This window comes from Mesorhizobium sp. B2-8-5 (genome assembly GCF_006440675.2).
GTDB lineage: Bacteria > Pseudomonadota > Alphaproteobacteria > Rhizobiales > Rhizobiaceae > Mesorhizobium.
Map to the genome: position 1 here is coordinate 241269 of NZ_CP083951.1, position 17678 is coordinate 258946.

The window sequence follows — 17678 nt, forward strand, 5'->3', positions numbered from 1 at the left end:
CGCGTCAGGCAGCCTGTTTGGCGCGCGATTCCGACTTGTCCAGATAATAGGTCGAATAGCGGTCGAAGAACCTTTCCGAGCCACCGAGCGAGCCGTATTTGGCCAGCTTCTTCAAATCGACCTTGTTGAGCACCGCGCCGATCACCTTGTTGGCGATATAGGGCTCGGATTCCAGCATCGAGCGCACCATGTTGCGCGGCGTGCGGCCCCATTCGGTGACCAGCACGAAACCGTCGACCAGCGGCGCGAAAGCCTTGGCGTCGACGACGGGGCCGAGCGGCGGCAGGTCGACGATGATGTATTCGAACGTCTCCTTGGCGTTGTCGATGAAGCGCCGCATGCCGGCCGAGCCCAGAAGCTCGCTGGTGTGCGAGAACTGGCCGCGCAGCACGGCGGGAATGATCGCGAGCTTGGTCTGGCGGTCGACCTTACCGACCGACTGCCAGGTCTGGCCGTTGACCACCGCTTCCATCAGGCCCTGCTCGGCCTCCATGCCGAGGCTGCGGCTCAAGCCAGGATTGCGCAAGTCGCCGTCGATGAGCAGGGTTTTGGCGCCGTTGGCGGCGAGCAGGCCGGCAAGGTTCGCGGCGACCGTCGACTTGCCTTCGCCGGGCAGCACCGAAATGACGCCGATCACCCGGCTGCCGCGGTCTTCCATCACCACGTCGAAGGCGATCTTGGCGTTGCGCAGCGTCTCGGCGAACATCGAGGCCGGGGCGTCGATGCTGACGCGCATGCGCGCCCGTCTCTCAGCCGCGGAGAGACTGGCCACCTTGCCGTCGGCCGGCAGGTCGTCGGCTTTGCTATCCTTGGCCTTGCCGCCGCCGATCGTCGGCAGATAACCGAGGAATTTCAGGCCGACGCGGTCGCGAATGTCCTCGCCCGTCCTGAAGAAACGCTCGTTGAACTCGTTGAGGCCGCCGAAGCCGGCGCCAAGCATCAGGCCGAGCACCAGCGAGAGCGCCAGCACGCGCAAGGTGCGCGGGCTGGAAGCCGCGAGCGGCATCGTCGCGTCGGAAATGATGCGGACCTTGCCGACCGGGAAGGACTGCTGCTGCGAAGCTTCCTCATAGCGGCTGAGGAAGGTCTGATAGAGCGTGGTCAGCGCCTGGGCCTGCTGGTCGAGCTCCTTCAGCTTCACCTGCGACTGGTTGTCGATCGAGCTCTTGCCGGCGGCGGTGGAAATCTTGTCGCGCAAAGCCGTCTCGCGCGCCTGCGCCACCTCGAAATCGTTGCGGTAGCTTTCGGTGAGCTGCTTCAGCTGGCCGAAGATCTGCGCCGAGACATCGGCCTTTTCCTTGGCCAACGCGATCGCCTGCGGGTGATCCTTGCCGAAATTCGTCTCGACGTCCTGCAGGCGCTTGGCGACGGCCAGATAGCGGGTCTTGAGCGCGATGATGACCGAGCTGCTCGGCTGGTCGGCGCCGATGGCCGAATCGTTGAAGGCGCTTTCGGAGCCGCTGTCGACGATCGCCTTGTATTGCTGGTAGCGGGCGCTGGCTCTGGCGGTATCGGCCTGGGCGACGATGAGCTGTGCGTTGAGATCGGCGAGCTGCTTGTCGCTCAAGAGCTGGCCGTCGCTGTTGGCAGATAATCCATGTTCGGCCCTGAACTTCTCGACGGCCATCGCTGCCTGCTGAGAGCTTTCGCGCAACTCCGTGAGCCGGCCCTGCAGCCACAAGGCCGCGCGCTCGGTGGCGTCGAAGCTGGCATTGAGCTGGTCGGCCAGATAGGCGTCGGCATAGGCCTTGGTGATGGCCGTGGCCAAGGCAGGATCAGGCGCCTGGTAGCCGATGGAAATGACGTAGCTGCGGCCGTTGCGCTGCGCCAGCACCTCGCTCTGCAGCTTCAGCACGGCATAATCGTGGCGTGCCGTCTTGATCATGGCCTGGCGCGTCGCTTCGTCGACATTCTGCATGCCGGGGATGTCATCGGCCGAACTGCCGCGGAAATAGCCGACCGCGCCGCGCAAGAAACCGATGCCCTTGGCCAGAGCCGATTGCGGCGGGTTCATGAACGCTTCGTTCTGGTCGAGCTTCAGCTTGTCGACCACCACCGATGCAAGGCGCGCGGACGTCAGGATCTCGATCTGGCTGAGCAGCGAAGCGTCGGTCTGCATGGTTTGCGACGCCGCCGAGATATCGTCGACGACCTTGTTCAGGCCCTCGTCGATCAGGACGCTCGCCACCGACATATATTGCTTGGGTGTGGTCTGCAGATAGATCACGCCCAGGAACAAGCCGATGATGGCGCAGACCGCCACCACCTTGACCTGTCGGGCGGCCATGCCAAGCAGACGCTCGATATCGATGAAGTCTTCACCCTTTTCCGGATCGGTGCTGGGCAACGGCATCCTCTTGTCGAGAGGGAAGTTGGCATAGTTCATCTTCGGTCCAATTCCAGGTTGCAGGCGCTATCGGCCTTGGTAGATCGGCGTCGTGACCAGAAAAGACCGCGCAACGTCGTTGCCAGGATGCGCCGGGCCGGAAGGCCCTGGCGCTTGAGTGGCTGTCGCGCCATCGCGGGTTCGCATATGCACCCGAAAGATGGGCATTATGCGGCTACTTCCCGGCGCTCATGCGACCGGACGAATTGCTGCAGCATCTCGAGGACAGGCCCCTTCATGTCGTCGCGCGCCAGGGCGAAGGCGATGGTGGCCTCGATGAAGCCTTCCTTGGAGCCGCAGTCGAACATGCGGCCATCGAAAGGCCGCGCGTAGAAAGGCTGGCTTTGGGCCAGCCGCACCATGGCGTCGGTGAGCTGGATCTCGTTGCCGGCGCCGCGCTGCTGATTGCCGAGCAGCGCAAATATCTCCGGCTGCAGAACGTAACGGCCGTTGATGTAGAAATTCGACGGCGCATTGGCCGGCGCGGGTTTTTCGACCATCGCCGTCACTTCGAAGCCGGATGCCACGTCGTCGCCGCGGCCGACAATGCCGTATTTGCTGGTTTCGGCCGGGTCGCAGCGCTCGACGGCGATCACATTGCCGCCGGTCCGCTGATAAAGATCGACCGTCTCGGCAAGGCAACCGCGCGCACCAAAGGACACCATGTCGGGGAGCAGCAGCGCGAAGGGCTCATTGCCGATCACGTCGCGCGCGCACCAGACGGCGTGGCCGAGACCTTGCGGCGACTGCTGGCGGATGAAGGAGGTGGCGCCGGCCTCCGGCAACAGGCTTTCCAGCGATTGCAACTGCGCCTTTTTGCCGGTCTGCTCCAGCGTGCCGATCAGTTCAGGATGCAGGTCGAAATAGTCCTCGATGACCGCCTTGTTACGGCCGGTGACGAAGACGATGTGCTCGATGCCAGCCTCGAACGCCTCGTCGACGGCATATTGCACGACAGGCTTGTCGACGACGGGCAGCATCTCCTTCGGCATCGACTTGGTCGCCGGCAGGAACCGCGTTCCGAGCCCCGCCACCGGGATGACTGCCTTCCTGACTTTCTGCATCTGCTCTTCCTTCTGACAGAAAAGATTTCTACCTATCGCCGGCTATCAAATCGCCCGCATGCTTCATCTCCCCACCCCCACGGCGAATTTGCGCCGCAACCCTTCTGATCCGGACCGCGATCGGCATCGACATATGCCCGATCGCGGCCGGATCCCTGAGCGCCGCGCCGATCGCCTTGAGCGGGGCGCGTGCCTTGATATGCTGAACCAGGGACAGGAACGACGCCGCTTTGCGCAGGCTGCGGCCACGCCTGGCGAAGGCCGCCTTTGCGCTGCTGTCCATGGGATATGCCGCCGCGAAGGCGGCGTCGGCGCGCGTCATCGCCTCGACGTGATGCAATTCGAGCACGCGCGAGATCGAGCCGGTGCGGATGTGGTAGACATAGCCGACTGTCGGCTCAACCACGCAGCGGCCGCCGCTGGCCAGCGCGCTCGCCAGGAGGATGTAGTCCTCGCCGATGCGCAGCTTCTCGTCGTAGCGCAGCCTGTTGTCGTCGAGGAAGCGGCGCTGGAAGATCGGCTTCAGATAGCCGAGATTGAAACGCGATTCGAAGACCAGATTGCCGGCGATGTAGTCGGCCAGCGAGATTTCGCGCAGGCCTTCGAGATAGCCGGCCGGGAACATGATGTCGTCGGGCGTGCCGTCCTCGCGCACGACCTGCACATTGTCGACCGCAATTTGCGCACCCGCCGCTTCGGCGCGCGAGATCATCGTGGCCAGGCGGTCGGGAAGGACCGCGTCATCGGAATCGAGCACTGCCACCCAGCGGCCGCGCGCCAGGTCGAGGCCGGCATTGCGGGCGCCGCCAGGACCACGATTGGCGGGCAGCGCCACCACCTTGACGATATCTTGCGGATAAGCGCGCGCCACATCCAACGTGCCGTCGCGCGACTGGTCGTCGACGACGATGACCTCGACGGTCACGCCAAGTTGCGCGATCGCGCCGGCGATGGCGCGGTCGAGAGTGGCCTCCGCGTTATAGGCGGCGATGACGAAGCTGACGTCAGGCTGCACGCTTGTTTCCTTGTTCTGGCGAAGTGAGGCCGTACTGGCGGATTTCGCGGACGCCGACCAAACCGCTGATGACGCCAACGTGCATAATGCCGCGCAGCACGCTGCGGTTCCGTCGAACCGGGCTGATCGCGGTCAAAATGGCCATGCCGAAGCAATAGGCGGCCTTGGCCGAAGCCAGCCCGACCTGGCCGGCGCGGCGCACGCCGCCGGCGCCGCGACCGATCAGGTGGCCATGCGTCTGGCCGAAGCGGAAGCGGCGGCGGCGCAGCCAGTCGAACGCGGCCCTGGCGCGCGGCACGACCTCGTCGACGAAAGCCTCGGGTGCAAAGGCGATGCTGCCGCCGGCCTTGACCATGGCATCGAAGAACTCGGTATCCTCGCCGCCGGTCTGGCCGCGCGCCAGGCTGAAGCGCCGGCCGCGCAGGCTCGCATCGGTCATTTTGAGCAGAACGTTGCAGGTGTAGCCGGTGCGGATCTCGCCGCGCACCCAAACCGGCAAGGTGGAATGGAAGTCGCCCTTCTGCATCCAGTCCGGCGCGTCCTGGCGATAATGCGCCCGCACCGGTCCGAGCACCGCCGTGGCGCCCGTGGCGTCGGCCGCCTCCATCAATTCGACCAGCCAGCCGGGAGACGCCGTCTCGTCGTCGTCGATAAAGGCGACGAAGTCCGACACGCTGGCGTCTAGGCAGGCGTTGCGGGCGATCGAGATGTTGCGCGCCGGCGTGTGGCGGTAGCGGACCGGCAGCTTCAGTTCCTCGGCCAATGCCTTCACCAGCTTCTGCGCGCTGGGCTCGTCGTCATTGTCGGCAATAACGACGCCGATCACCGCGCCCTCGGGCTTCTCCAGCGCGGCGACGGAGCGCAGCGTGTCAGCCAGCTCCGGCCGGCGAAAGGTGCAGATGCAGATGTCGATCGAGCGGCTGGCCATCACGCCACCTTGCGCTGGGAGCGCGACGCCAGAAGCTGCTGCCAGAAGCCGGCCGACCAGCCAAAATGCATGACCATCGCCGAGACCCCGGCCAGCGCGATGCTGGCGTTGCGCTGGCGTAGCGCCGCCACCAGCCCGTAACCGAGGCACACGGCCATCCACAAAAGGAAAGGCACCGCGGCGGTCCAGTGGACGAAGGAAAACAGGGCCAGCAGCACCACGGGCGCCACCAGCAGCGGGATCATCTGACGAACCTTCGGCACCATGCGATGCTTCAGGACGTTCCTGGCGCGGCCGCGGCCATAGCCGAGATACTGGAAATAGAGGCTCTTCAGCGTCGAGCGCGGATAGTAGACCATCTGCGTCCTGCCGCTCATCCAGATGCGGTAGCCGGCCTGGCGCAGGCGGTAGTCGAGCTCGGCGTCCTCGTTGTGGCTGAAGCTCTCGTCGTAGCCGCCCACATGCCTGAAAGCGGCGATGCGCATCAGCGCGTGGTGGCCGTGATCGACCCATTCGCCCTCGGACATGTGCCGGTGCTTCGAGCCACCGGTGCCGAGCTTGGAATTCTGCGCCGCCGCGACCGCCTTCTGCACGGCGCCGGTGCCGGCGGTCAGCATCGAAACGACGACCGAATCGGCGCCGGTGGCAAGGGCTTCCTCGACCAGCCGCTCGCAGTAATCGTCCGGATAGCCGCCATGCGCGTCGATGCGGATGAGGTAGTCGGCGCCTTCGCCAAGGGTCGCCACCGCGAGATTGATGGCGGCGCTCTGGAGACGCTTCGGATTGGCGAGCAGGACGACCCGGGCATCCTTCGCCACGATCTTTTCGACGATGGCTTGCGTGCCGTCGGTGCTGCCGCCGTCGGCGACGACGATGCGGCCGCCGAGCCGCGCCGCAGCGGGCCGCAACTGGTCGAGCAGGCCGCCGATATGGGCTGCCTCGTTGAGGCATGGAATGACGATCAGGATCGGTGTGGTGGCCTGCGTCATCGGCTCTTGCGAGTCCCCTGCCATCACGCCACCGCCTCCGTCGTCGCAAAATTTGAAGGCATTGCGGCAAGGCCGCGCAGCTTGTCGACGAAGGCCGCGCAATCGCTGCGGTCGTAGCTCCAGGTTCTGGGGTTGCGCGCCAACACCCGAGACTTCAGGCCGCGATATCGATCCTGATCCATCCGACCGAGCATCGCCTCGATGTCTTCGGGCGTCGCTTCGGGCAGGAGCACACCGATGTCTTGCCGTTTCAGGAACCTGCCGGTTTCGGTGTCCGCCATCGAGATTGGCACGGCGCCGAAGCGGCAGCCCTCATAGAGGCGGTTGGGAAGCAGCCATTCGGAATTCTGGCCGGCTTCGAAGAAATCGATCGCCCAGGAGAAATGCACCTGCCCATAGATTGTCGCCATGTCCTCCGGATTGCGGTAAGGCCCCTCGAACGAAAGCCAGGGCTCTGCCTCGACGAAACCATGAAAATCCGGGAATTCGGACAGCGCCGGGCGGCCTCTCAGCACGACCTCGAAACGGCCCGCCTGGCGGCGGGTGAAATCGGCCAGCAGCTCCAGCGAGCGGCGACAGCGCAGCGCGCCGAACCAGCCGATGCGCCAAGGCGGCGTCGCCGGGCTGTCATCCTCGAAAGAATGCGCGGCGACAACGGATGCCGCCTCGAAATATTTGTTCTCGATCAGCTCGACAGGTGCGACGATCTGCCCGAACGGCTCGAAATAATTGGCGATGAAGGCCGGCGAGCTTGTCACCAGAAGCCTCACGTCGCGGGCGAGATGACGTTCGGCGCCACGCAGCGTCCTGCCGACGAAATCGTCGCGCAGCACCAGACGGTGGATATCGAGGCATTCATAGACGATCGGCACGCTCGCTCCGAGCGCGCTACTGGCGCGGCGGGCCAGCGCCAGCATTTCGAGGTTGCGCGCGATGATGAGATCGGGCCTGGACACGGCGCCCAATTTCGCGCCGATCGACACGGCTGCCTTGGCGACCGCGGCGATGCGCTGTGCGAATCGGCCGTCGCGCGTCGCGCCAAGGTCGACCGGCTCGACACCCTCGATTTCGGCGACCGGACCGGTGGTGCGGCGGAAGCCCGCCAAGGTGACCCTGGCGCCGCCTGCCTTGAGCATCTGAACCCTCCGGCGCACCGCCGGGTCGGATACGTCATGCACAAGGTACAAGACATGCAGCATGTAACTCGACCGCTGTTGGCCCACCCATCGGGGATGCTAGTACAGCTTTTGCTGCATCGCAACAATTTTGGTGCGGCGTAGCAAGCGCCCGCAGATTTTTTGTTGCACTGCAAAAACATCTTGCGGTAGCTTATGCATGGCGGCGGGCGCCGGTCGCGACGATGTCGGACCGATGCAAGATCAGGGATCCTGAATTTGGAAACCAGTGCATTCGATCCGCCTGAGGGCTCTCTGCGCAAATCGGTCGGACGCGGCGCGGTTGTCACCGCGATCGCGCAAGGCGTGCGGGTGGCGACGCAGATCATTTCCGTCATCGTGCTGTCGCGCTTGTTGTCGCCGCAGGATTTCGGCGTCGTGGCGATGTGCGCGCCGGTGCTTGCCTTCATCGCGCTGTTCCAGGATTTCGGCCTGACCCAGGCGACGATCCAGAAGAGCGGTATCCGTCACGATGAGGTCAACTACCTGTTCTGGATCAACGTGGCGGTGAGCGCGCTGCTGGCCTGCGTGCTTGCGGCTTCGGCGCCGCTGGTCGCCGCCTTCTATGGCGAGCCGCGCGTGACAGGCCTAGTCGCCGCCTTTGGCCTGCAGATCGTAGCCTATGGCCTGGGAGCCCAGCATGTGGCGCTGTTGACGCGCCGCATGGAGTTCACGCGGTTGGCCATCATCGACATCGCCAGCGCCATCGTCGGTGTCGTCGTCTCGATCGCCTGGACCTTCATCGATCGCTCCTATTGGGCGCTGTTCGCCGGCACGCTGGCGAGCGCGGTGCTGCCGACCTTGTGCTACTGGTATTTTTCGCGCTGGCGCCCCGGCCTGCCGCGCAAGGTCGAAGGCATCGGCGCGCTGATCAATTTCGGCGCCGGCATCACCGGCTTCAACTTCGCCAATTTCTTCGCTCGCAACCTCGACAATGTGCTGATCGGCAAATACTGGGGCGAGGCGCAGCTCGGCCTCTACGACCGCGCCTACAAGCTCTTGCTTTTCCCGCTCAGCCAGATCACCAACCCGCTGTCGAAGGTGATGGTGCCGGCATTGTCGCGATTGAAGGACGAGCCGGACCGCTACCGCAGCGCCTATCTGCGTGTCATGCCGCTTATCCTTCTGGTCGCGCTACCGGGTGTCGCCTTCGCCACCGCCATGTCGGACACGCTCATTCCCTTCGTGCTCGGCGAGCAGTGGCGGGGGAGCGCGCCGATCTTCCTGGCGCTAGGCTTTGCCGGATTGCTGCAGCCGCTCAACAACCCCGCGGGATGGCTGTTCGTAAGCCAGGGCCGCTCGGGTGACTTCATGCGCTGGGGTATCGTCACCGCCGTGACCTCGGTGCTGGCCTTCGCCATCGGCCTGCCCTACGGGGCGCTGGGCGTCGCGGTCGCCTACGCAATCAGCGAATATATGCGCACGCCCTTCCTGTGGCTTTATGTCGGCAGGCACGGACCGCTGAAGGCCAGCCATGTGCTTCACGCGGCATTGCCTTTCGTGCTTGGCGCGCATCTGGCGTTTGGCCTGGTCTGGCTCGCCAAACCGATGCTGCAGGCGCCGCCCGTCGTTGCGCTGGCCGCCGGCGCGGCGCTCTCCTATCTTGCCACCATTGTCGTCGCACTTGCCTTCAGCGCCGGCCGCGAAGCGCTTCGCGAGGCCTTGCGGCTGATCCCGGCACGAGGGGTCCTCGCAGCCCCGAGCGGGGCCAAATGAGCCCGGCCTGCTCGCGAAATGCTGACTTCAGGACAGGGATAACCGCATGAACTACCGATCGATTTCAGACATGAACGACGCGATCGTACGCAACCTGCACCGGCTGCCGCGCGACATCGACCTGGTTGTCGGCGTGCCGAGGAGCGGCATCCTCGCCGGCACCATGGTCAGCCTGATCGCGAACATCCCGATGACCGATCTCGACAGCTTCCTGGCCGGCAGGATCTATACTTCCGGGATCACGAAACGCTGGGCGGGCCTCGACCGGCAGGCTTCCGAGATGCGCAAGATCCTGGTGATCGACGACAGCATCATCGGCGGCACCGCCATGCGCGATGCGCGCGAAAAGGTCGCGGCCAGCGGCATCGAGGGCGATTTCATCTTCGCCGCCGTGTTCGGGCTGTCGCTGCAGCACGAGGAGACCGACATGGTCTTCGAGGCCGTGCCGCATCCTAGGATGTTCCAGTGGAATTTCATGCACCATGTCTTCCTCGAGCAGTGCTGCGTCGACATTGACGGCGTGCTTTGCCTCGATCCGACCGAGGACGAAAACGACGACGGCCCGGCCTACGAGAAGTTCCTGGCCGAGGCGCGGCCGCTGCTCGGGCCGACCCGCAAGATCGGCTGGCTGGTGACGAGCCGGCTGGAAAAATACCGCAAGCTTACCGAGGCATGGCTCGCCAGCCGCGACATCAAATACGATCATCTCATCATGCTCGATCTGCCCAACAAGGCCGAGCGGCAGCGGCTCGGCGCGCATGGCAGCTTCAAGGCCGAGTTCTACCGCAAGTCGGACGCCATCCTGTTCATCGAGAGCGAGCACGAGCAGGCGCAGAGGATCGCGAAGCTCTCCGGCAAGCCGGTGCTGTGCGTCGAAACCAACATGGTGAGCCTGCCCGACCCGATGTCGCTGCCGGCGCTGCAGCAGGCGGCGCGCAACCTGCCGGCGCGGCTGAGACAAATCAATTCACTCGACGGGCGAAAGCAGGCCGTGAAGGCGACGGCGCGCGCGCTGCTCGGCGAGCGCGGCTACCAGGCGCTGAAGAACCGGGTGAAGCGCCCGGCATAAGAAATTAGGCGGCGCGGCGGACGCCCTGCCGGGCCGCCCTTTCGAGAAGATCGAGAAACACAACCAATTGCCGCGCGGGGTCGAGCTCCGGGCGTTTGGAGAAGGCGATAGCCGCGGCCGAAAGCCGTTCGTATTCCGGGCGGTCGTTCCACAGGCGCCGGACCGCCGCGGCCCAGTCGGCGACCGGATCGTCGTAGTCGAGCAACACGCCGCCGGGCCCGATGGCTTCGGGCAGGCCGCCACGCTTCGATCCGACGACCGGGATGCCGCTGCAATGCGCCTCGGATGCGACGCGGCCCCAGGCTTCCTCCCATTTGCTCGGGGCAAGCAGGATCCTGGTGCGGCCATAGACCGTCTTCATGTCGTTGGTGCGGTTTTCGAGCGTAACGTTCGAGAGCGGCGCGATGGCCTTCTCGACGCGGGCGCGATGGTCGTCGTCCAGTTTCCAGCTTTCCACGAACAGGAAGGGAATCTCCGGACAGGCGGCCGCAATCTTGACCGCCAGATCGAAACCCTTTTCCTCATAGGGATTGATCATGGTGACGAATTCGCCGGTCGTGTGCGTGCAATAGAGCGCGTCGTTGATGGTCGGCGGAAGCACGATGGACTCGATGCCGAATTTTTCCTTGTAGGTGCGCGCCGTGAACTCCGAATTGGCGATGTATATAGCCGAACCGAGTTCGCGCGGATCGCCGGCGAGTTCGTGAAACTCGACATTGTGGAGATAGACGACCAGCGGCACTCCCTCCGCCAGAAGCGCTTTTCCGAGCAGGACCGACTTGTGGCACTGCACGACGGCGACATCGGGTCTGGTTTTCCCGACGGCGAAGCCGGCCGCCTCCCAGGGGTACCACGCGCGCATCACCGGATAGCCGGGGAAATTGTCGACAACGGCGGGCTGCCGCAACAGCTTCATCTTGGCGCGCGCCTTGAGGCCGAACATGCCGTCGCCGAACAGCGAGGCGAGGACCGAGGCCTGGTGGCCGTGCTCGATCAGCTGTTCGACCAGATGGTGGGTGTTGGATTGCACGCCGCCGGTGAACTCGGGAATGTATCCGTTGCCGCTCGCAAAAAGCACTTTCATCATTCGACTCCTATCCGGCCCGGCGGATGAGCATGCGCGCCGATCAGCCTGCGCCGCGCGCCAATGGAAGCTTCGAAGTCATTGCCTGACACAGACGGCTGACCGAGGCGGAAAGCGACAGCGTCGAGTACTCCCGCAACAACTTCGATGCCGGGATCACCTTTCCCGCCTTCAAGTCCTGCGCCAGGTAGTGAGGAAACGAATGCATGTATTCCCTGACGATGTCGGCCTTCAGCGCTCCCGACTTCCATGCCTTCACCGCCGAGACGAATTCGTCGGCGGGGGCGGATGCCAGGCCCGTATCGTAGGCTTCGAATGTACGCCGCACGATGGCGCGTTCCTTGTCGCTGAGCGAGGTCTTTCCGGCTCGTTCGGCAAGCAGGGCGTAGCGGCGGATGTCTTCGGCCGCGTGGTGCCATAGACCCTTCCTGGCCATGATGCTCGAACGCTGCAGCAATGCCTGCATCTCGAGATCGGCCGTCTTCGGCAAGGCCTGCTCCGAGCGGTCGAGATACTCATGCAGATCGACCGACTTGTAGACTTCTTCCATGATCACCCGGTCGTACGAGCCCCAGGCCTTGATCCGGTCGGTATAGGAAATCACCACCTTGGTGCTGCCGCGGACCATGTCGTGCTGGCGCTGGAAGAACATGAGGCCGTCGACCCTGACGCCCTTGAACCGGCGCGCAAGCCTCAGCATCATCTCGTAGTCCTGCGACCGGACAAGGGTTTCATTGAAGCCTCCAACCTCGTCGTAGCATTTGCGGCGCACCAGCAGGCCCGGCTGGTGGACGTGGCAATATTCGAGGTGGGACGGAAAGAAATTGTCCTGGCTGACGTGGCCGAACGCGACGATCTCGTAATTCTGCTCTTGGATCTGAGCCGACTGCTGGAAACGCGCATATTCACCGAAAGCGAAATCGGCGGCCGGCTCCCGATCGAAGGCGGCGAGAAACCGCTCGAGCGCCGTCGGGTGCGCGACGTCGTCGTCGTCGAATATCCAGACGAAATCTCCCGTGCAGTGCTTCAGGGCGAAATTCAGCGCCGTCGATTTGCCGCCATTCTCCTTGCGGTAATATTCCACCGGCGCGGGGAAAGAGGCCGCCACCGCGCTGGTGTTATCCGTCGAGCCGTCGTCCACGATCAGGATCTGATCCGGCGCCGCGGTCTGCTGGAGCAGGCTGGCGATGGATTCGGGCAGGAACTTTTCCCGGTTGAAGGTAGGAACGATGACGGTGACCGTCGGTTTCCGCGGTGCAGCCATTGGTGACCTCATACTGTCTTCTGTTCCGCCTGCCTTACGCATTCTGCAGATCGAGATTGGCGAAGGGATTGGTGCATGGATGCCAGCCGGTGAAGCGGATCGGATCGTCGGGCGAACTGCGCCAGGCATAATCGGTCAGCATGTGGAACTCGGCGATGACCCAGCGGTCGAAATGGCGGAGGTCGCGCCGCTTGTCCTGAGGCAGCAGCTCGCGCGCCTTGCCGAGCTTCACCGTTTCCGCCAGCGTCACCACATCGGCTACCTTGGCGCTCGGGAATATCCAGGGGTTGCGGTTCTGGAATTCGAGCACGAATTGCTGCAGGTGCTCGATGCGCATGTTGAGCGGCCCGAAATATTTTTCGAGCGTGACGCGAACCAGATCCTCGTCCGATAAGGACGAGATGGCAGCGGCCGCGATGCCGGTGGAGGCAATGCCGCCGGCGACGATGGCCAGCGCGGTGCGGCGCGTGATCTTCATCGACCCCTCCCTCATGCCGCCAGCTTCCCCGCCGCCCGCAAGGACAGGGCAGCCGCGGTCAGGCTTGGATTGGCGCAGGAACAGCTCGGATAGGTGCTGGTGCCGACGACCACGAGGTTCCTGAGCTGGTGGTGGATCATGTCGCGGTCGACCACGGAATCGACCGGGCCCGTGCCCATGCGCAGCGTGCCCTGCACATGCGATTCGGTCGGCCTTATGCCGCGATCGAAAATCTGTTCGACCGGCAGCGGCTTGAGCAGTTCCGGCAACCTTTCCAGCGCTTTCGCCATGCCCTTGGTGGCGTAGTCCGACGCGCCCCTGAAGGTCACGAAGGCGTTCTCGTCCTTGTCGAGCACGACGCGATTTTCCGGGTCGAGCAGGTTCTCGGTGACGATGACCAGCGGCAGCACCTGCCGCAGCCTTCCCTTCTCGGCGCGCATGCCGTGCTGCCAGCGGTTCTCGAAATAGACGAGCGCCGCCGCATGCTCGGCCCGGTGCGGCCCGTCATAGAGACTGAAATTGAGGCCGGTGGTGATGGTCGAGCCGTCGAAATTGTCGACGCCGCCGAGATAGGCTTCGTAATTCCAGCCATAGGATTCGTGCAAGCCCAAGCCGACGAACTCGCCGCCAAGTCCGGAGCGCAACATGATCGCCGGGCTCTGTATGGCATTGGCGCCGAGGATGAAGAGATCGCCGCCGACCGAATATTCCTTGCCCTTGTGGACGAAGGTGACGGAGCGGACCGCACCGCCGGCATGATCGAACCGGCGCACCTCGGCGCCGAGACAGACCGAGACGTCCGGATGCTGGAACACATGCATCAGCCCGTTGTTGACGGTGAACTTGGCGTCCGCCGGACACAGCCAGCATCTGAGATTGGCGCAGCATGAGGCGCGTTGCGAGGTCGCCACGCGCGCCCGGGCGGTCGGCATGACGAAATGCTGATCCGGCTGCGCCGCCTTCATCATGCGGTCGGGTGTCGACATGCGATGCGGCGGCTGCGGAAACGGCCGCGAGCGCGGCAGCATCCGCGCCATGTCGGGATCGCCGGAGATCGACATGACCTCCTCGGCATCGCCATAGAACGGTTCGAGGTCGTCATAGCTGATCGGCCAGTCATTGCCGACGCCGTAGGTGCTCTTCAGCTTGAAGTCGTTGGGATGGAAACGCGGCGTCTGCGCGAACCAGCAATTGGTGCCGCCGCCAAGACCGATCGTGTAGTTCCAAGGCTTGTCGGGATTGTCAGTATCGTAGGTGGTTTCATCGTCTATGTCGGTGTTGGCGTTCTGGCTGAGCTGCCACTCATGCGTGTTGTGGCGGCCCCATTCCAGCACCAGGACGCGGGCTTTGCGCCGCTTCAGGAATTCGTGCAGGAAGAAGGACGACCCGAAGCCGGATCCGATGACGACGAGATCGAAATGCTCGCTGGCGATTTGTTCGGGCCGAACGTCGAGCACCATCAGATCGAACCCTCCTGCTCCACGCGCATGGTCATTGTCGGCGCCGTTGTCGTTCGCGGCGGCGATCGTCCTCGAGGCAAGCGGCCATCGTCATGCCGCCATCCTGCCGATCGAGAAATATTCGATGCCGTAGCGCGCGATCACCTTGGGATCGTAGAGGTTGCGGCCGTCGAAGATGACCGGCGTCGTCAGCGCATCCTTGAGCGCGTCGAAGGACGGCGCGCGGAAGCTCTTCCATTCGGTGCAGATCAACAGCGCGTCGGCGCCGCGCAGCGCCGCCTCCTTGGTGCCGCACAAAAGCAGGTCGTCGCGCAGGCCGTAGATCGCCTGGCATTCCTGCATCGCCTCGGGATCGTAGGCCTGGACCTTGGCGCCGGCCGCCCACAGCGCTTCCATCAGCGTGCGCGACGGCGCCTCGCGCATGTCGTCCGTGTTGGGCTTGAAGGCCAGCCCCCAGACGGCGAATGTCTTGCCCCTGAGCGCGCCCTTGAAATAGTGGTTGACCTTGTCGAACAGGACCGACTTTTGCGCATTGTTGCGCTCCTCGACGGCGCGCAGCAGCTTGGCGTCGAACTTGACGCCCTCGGCGGTCTTGATAAGCGCGCGCACGTCCTTGGGGAAGCAGGAGCCGCCATAGCCGAGGCCGGGATAGATGAAGTGGTAGCCGATGCGCGGATCCGAGCCGATGCCCTTGCGCACCTCCTCGATGTCGGCGCCCAATTGCTCGGCGAGATTGGCCATCTCGTTCATGAAGCTGATCTTGGTCGCCAGCATGCAGTTGGCGGCGTATTTGGTGAATTCGGCGCTGCGCACATCCATCACGATCATCTTCTCGTGGTTGCGGTTGAAGGGCGCGTAGAGCTCGCGCATCACCATCTCGGTGTCCTCGCTGGAGGTGCCGACGATGATGCGGTCCGGCTTCATGCAGTCGGCGACCGCCGAGCCCTCCTTGAGGAATTCGGGGTTCGAGGCGACGTCGAAGCTGAGATCCTCGCGGCCGCGCTTCTTCAGCGTTTCGGCGATCCTGGCCTTCACCTTTTCGCAGGTGCCGACCGGCACGGTCGATTTGCCGACGACGATCTTGGCGCTGTCCATCTCACGACCGATGGTCTCGGCGACGGCGAGCACATATTTCAGATCGGCCGAGCCATCCTCGCCCGGCGGCGTGCCGACCGCGATCATCTGGATCTGGCCATGCCTGACCGCCGCTGCCGCGTCCGTGGTGAAGCGGATGCGGCCGGCCGCGTGGTTTTCCTTGACGAGGGCCTCCAGGCCCGGTTCGAAAATCGGGATCAGGCCCTGGTTGAGCCGCTCCACCTTCTTCTCGTCGATGTCGACGCACACCACCTCGTGGCCGACCTCGGCAAGCACAGCGGCCTGGACGAGACCGACATAGCCAATCCCAAACACCGTCAAATTCATTTGGTTCTATTCCTGTCAAAGGCCGGGCCACAAAAGGTGGTCCGGCCGGTTCAGATGTCCCTCAGGCCCAACGGCCTAGTTGGTTCGGCATGATCTTAATCCGAAAACCAGTTCCCACTTTTCGGGATCATGCCTAGTTGCTGTTACTTATGCTGCATGCCAGCGATTCCGGAAACTGGCATGGTTGGCCCAAAGCGGTGAAAGCGACGCGCTTGACCTCCAGGGTCACCTTGCTGCCGGGATCGACGAAGGCGCCCATCCAGTTGGTCAGCTTGTCGCTGCCCCAGAGGCTGAAGAAGATTTTCTGCGAATGCGTCGGCAACTCGTCGGGATTGGTCACTTCATGGACGAGCTTGCCGTTGACATACCAGCGCAGCCGGTCCTTCTCCCAAACGAAGCCGTAGTCGTTGAAACCCTTGTCGGCGCCGCCTTCGACGTCGACCAGCTTGCCGTTCTTCGGCTTGCCCTGGATGTAGCTGTTGACCTGCACCTTCGACGGATCCTTGGTGAGGACCTCGAAGTCGATCTCGTCCCAGGGCTGTTTGTCCTGCGGACCGATATAGGAGAAGAAGGCGGCGTTGAGGCCTGAGCCGGTGCCGGTCTTCATGCGCGCCTCGTAGACACCGTAGCCGTAGCGCTGCTTGGTCTGGACCTCGGCGCAGGCGAAATCGCGATCCTTCAGCTTGCGCTTTTCGAAGCCCAGCGACAGCACGCCATCGGAAAGCCGCACGAGATCCTTCGACCAGGTGCAATTCTGATGGGCGCCATTGGTCCAGCCGTCCGAGACGAACCAGCGGGACCGGTCGAAATTCGAGAAATTATCGACGAAGGACGGCGCGCTTTGCAACTCCTGTTGCGTCCCTTGCGCGTGCGCCGGATGCGGACTCGCCGCAAGGGTCGCTGCGATGGCGAACAAGGCGCCGACCACGCCGAGCCGCAGGCTGTTTAATCCATTCCCGGGCGTATGCGACTTGTCGCACACCGCCATGGTGGAGGTGTTGCTGGGATCTGCGTTCATAACAAACTCACCTTGTGTTGTCCGCCCAACCCAAAGTCTTCCTTGGCCGCGCGAGCGAGCCGCTTCCGATCCTTCGCCCTCTTGAACTCCTCTAATGTCTCGTACCGATGACGACACCCGAAGGCGCCGTCAGCCTCTTGCCGCGGACTGCGGTGCAGACCGATCGGCACCATCCTCGACGATCGCGTCGAGCGAATGACGCAGTTCCTTCACCAGGCCTTTTTGGCGAACGAGCTCCGCAATGCGCCGCTCGCAGTTCAGGATCGAATTCGTCATCGCGCTGACATCCGAGCCCTTGCTGGTCGACGCCGAACCATTCTCCATCGCCTCGACCAGAAAGGCCGCGTTGGCGGCCGTCGACCTGTAGCGATTCTCCAGCCCGGTCTTCTCCGCCTCGATCTCGGCAGCGATCTGGTCGAACAGCTTCGCCAGTCGGTCGAAACGCTGGAGATCGGTCTGGCGGTCGCGAGCCGGATCTCGGGATCTGAAGCCAAAAATCGAAGCCATCCTGTCGGCCTTTTCGAAATTGCTGCATTGCAGCATAGACTGCCACTACCGGGGCGACTAGGCAACATCATAGTTTTGCGAATGCGGATTTTTTGAGGGATGA

The 17678-nt window shown here is 63.7% G+C and carries 15 protein-coding genes; 2 read left to right on the top strand and 13 right to left on the bottom strand.

The window, feature by feature from the left end:
• Positions 1–4: 4 nt before the first annotated feature.
• The 6 genes from FJ430_RS01150 to FJ430_RS01175 form a co-directional block, all read right to left on the bottom strand.
• Positions 5–2386 (bottom strand): polysaccharide biosynthesis tyrosine autokinase, encoded by a 2382-nt coding sequence (locus FJ430_RS01150; RefSeq protein WP_140650427.1) that lies wholly within the window; start codon positions 2384–2386, stop codon positions 5–7.
• A gap of 167 nt (positions 2387–2553) precedes the next feature.
• Positions 2554–3450, bottom strand: coding sequence for a UTP--glucose-1-phosphate uridylyltransferase GalU (gene galU / locus FJ430_RS01155; protein WP_140702444.1), 897 nt, complete (start codon positions 3448–3450; stop codon positions 2554–2556).
• A 28-nt stretch (positions 3451–3478) separates the two neighbouring features.
• Positions 3479–4465, bottom strand: a complete 987-nt coding sequence (locus FJ430_RS01160) for a glycosyltransferase family 2 protein (RefSeq protein ID WP_140702442.1) — start codon at positions 4463–4465, stop codon at positions 3479–3481.
• The gene (locus FJ430_RS01165) at positions 4455–5393 is read right to left on the bottom strand and encodes a glycosyltransferase (protein ID WP_140702440.1); all 939 of its coding nucleotides are present in this window, start codon (positions 5391–5393) and stop codon (positions 4455–4457) included. The genes FJ430_RS01160 and FJ430_RS01165 overlap by 11 nt, the downstream gene beginning before the upstream one ends.
• On the bottom strand, positions 5393–6382 hold the full coding sequence (locus FJ430_RS01170; protein WP_140702863.1) for a glycosyltransferase family 2 protein: 990 nt from the start codon (positions 6380–6382) through the stop codon (positions 5393–5395). Before FJ430_RS01170 ends, FJ430_RS01165 begins: the two co-directional genes overlap by 1 nt.
• Positions 6383–6405: 23 nt before the next feature.
• Entirely contained in the window at positions 6406–7581 is a 1176-nt protein-coding gene (locus FJ430_RS01175) for a glycosyl transferase family 1 (protein ID WP_140702438.1), read from the bottom strand.
• 195 nt (positions 7582–7776) lie between these two features.
• Between FJ430_RS01175 and FJ430_RS01180 the strand changes: the two genes are divergently transcribed.
• Positions 7777–9273, top strand: a complete 1497-nt coding sequence (locus FJ430_RS01180; protein ID WP_140702436.1) for a lipopolysaccharide biosynthesis protein — start codon at positions 7777–7779, stop codon at positions 9271–9273.
• A gap of 46 nt (positions 9274–9319) precedes the next feature.
• A complete protein-coding gene (locus FJ430_RS01185) occupies positions 9320–10342 on the top strand; it encodes a phosphoribosyltransferase (protein WP_140702434.1) in 1023 nt (340 codons plus the stop codon).
• 4 nt (positions 10343–10346) lie between these two features.
• On the opposite strand, the gene FJ430_RS01190 is transcribed toward FJ430_RS01185, so the two are convergent.
• The 7 genes from FJ430_RS01190 to FJ430_RS01220 all read right to left on the bottom strand — a co-directional run bounded on the left by FJ430_RS01190 (position 10347) and on the right by FJ430_RS01220 (position 17575).
• The gene (locus FJ430_RS01190) at positions 10347–11426 is read right to left on the bottom strand and encodes a glycosyltransferase (protein WP_140702432.1); all 1080 of its coding nucleotides are present in this window, start codon (positions 11424–11426) and stop codon (positions 10347–10349) included.
• A 43-nt stretch (positions 11427–11469) separates the two neighbouring features.
• Positions 11470–12690 carry a glycosyltransferase family 2 protein gene (locus tag FJ430_RS01195; RefSeq protein ID WP_181175213.1) on the bottom strand — a complete coding sequence of 407 codons (1221 nt, stop codon included), beginning with the start codon at positions 12688–12690 and terminating at the stop codon, positions 11470–11472.
• Positions 12691–12724: 34 nt separating this feature from the next.
• The gene (locus tag FJ430_RS01200) at positions 12725–13168 is read right to left on the bottom strand and encodes a hypothetical protein (protein WP_140644809.1); all 444 of its coding nucleotides are present in this window, start codon (positions 13166–13168) and stop codon (positions 12725–12727) included.
• Positions 13169–13179: 11 nt separating this feature from the next.
• On the bottom strand, positions 13180–14628 hold the full coding sequence (locus FJ430_RS01205; protein ID WP_140702428.1) for a GMC oxidoreductase: 1449 nt from the start codon (positions 14626–14628) through the stop codon (positions 13180–13182).
• Positions 14629–14718: 90 nt separating this feature from the next.
• On the bottom strand, positions 14719–16050 hold the full coding sequence (locus tag FJ430_RS01210; protein WP_140702426.1) for a UDP-glucose dehydrogenase family protein: 1332 nt from the start codon (positions 16048–16050) through the stop codon (positions 14719–14721).
• Positions 16051–16183: 133 nt separating this feature from the next.
• On the bottom strand, positions 16184–17068 hold the full coding sequence (locus FJ430_RS01215; protein WP_140702424.1) for a glycoside hydrolase family 16 protein: 885 nt from the start codon (positions 17066–17068) through the stop codon (positions 16184–16186).
• 129 nt (positions 17069–17197) lie between these two features.
• Positions 17198–17575 carry a hypothetical protein gene (locus FJ430_RS01220; protein ID WP_140644806.1) on the bottom strand — a complete coding sequence of 126 codons (378 nt, stop codon included), beginning with the start codon at positions 17573–17575 and terminating at the stop codon, positions 17198–17200.
• Positions 17576–17678: the final 103 nt, after the last annotated feature.

What these genes read in the sequence shown, in the direction of transcription:
- FJ430_RS01150 (WP_140650427.1), bottom strand. Translation starts at nt 2,386, where the DNA reads ATGAACTATGCCAACTTCCCTCTCGACAAGAGGATGCCGTTGCCCAGC.
- galU (WP_140702444.1), bottom strand. Translation starts at nt 3,450, where the DNA reads ATGCAGAAAGTCAGGAAGGCAGTCATCCCGGTGGCGGGGCTCGGAACG.
- FJ430_RS01165 (WP_140702440.1), bottom strand. Translation starts at nt 5,393, where the DNA reads ATGGCCAGCCGCTCGATCGACATCTGCATCTGCACCTTTCGCCGGCCG.
- FJ430_RS01170 (WP_140702863.1), bottom strand. Translation starts at nt 6,382, where the DNA reads ATGACGCAGGCCACCACACCGATCCTGATCGTCATTCCATGCCTCAAC.
- FJ430_RS01175 (WP_140702438.1), bottom strand. Translation starts at nt 7,581, where the DNA reads ATGCTGCATGTCTTGTACCTTGTGCATGACGTATCCGACCCGGCGGTG.
- FJ430_RS01185 (WP_140702434.1), top strand. Translation starts at nt 9,320, where the DNA reads ATGAACTACCGATCGATTTCAGACATGAACGACGCGATCGTACGCAAC.
- FJ430_RS01190 (WP_140702432.1), bottom strand. Translation starts at nt 11,426, where the DNA reads ATGAAAGTGCTTTTTGCGAGCGGCAACGGATACATTCCCGAGTTCACC.
- FJ430_RS01195 (WP_181175213.1), bottom strand. Translation starts at nt 12,690, where the DNA reads ATGGCTGCACCGCGGAAACCGACGGTCACCGTCATCGTTCCTACCTTC.
- FJ430_RS01200 (WP_140644809.1), bottom strand. Translation starts at nt 13,168, where the DNA reads ATGAAGATCACGCGCCGCACCGCGCTGGCCATCGTCGCCGGCGGCATT.
- FJ430_RS01205 (WP_140702428.1), bottom strand. Translation starts at nt 14,628, where the DNA reads ATGGTGCTCGACGTTCGGCCCGAACAAATCGCCAGCGAGCATTTCGAT.
- FJ430_RS01210 (WP_140702426.1), bottom strand. Translation starts at nt 16,050, where the DNA reads ATGAATTTGACGGTGTTTGGGATTGGCTATGTCGGTCTCGTCCAGGCC.
- FJ430_RS01215 (WP_140702424.1), bottom strand. Translation starts at nt 17,068, where the DNA reads ATGAACGCAGATCCCAGCAACACCTCCACCATGGCGGTGTGCGACAAG.
- FJ430_RS01220 (WP_140644806.1), bottom strand. Translation starts at nt 17,575, where the DNA reads ATGGCTTCGATTTTTGGCTTCAGATCCCGAGATCCGGCTCGCGACCGC.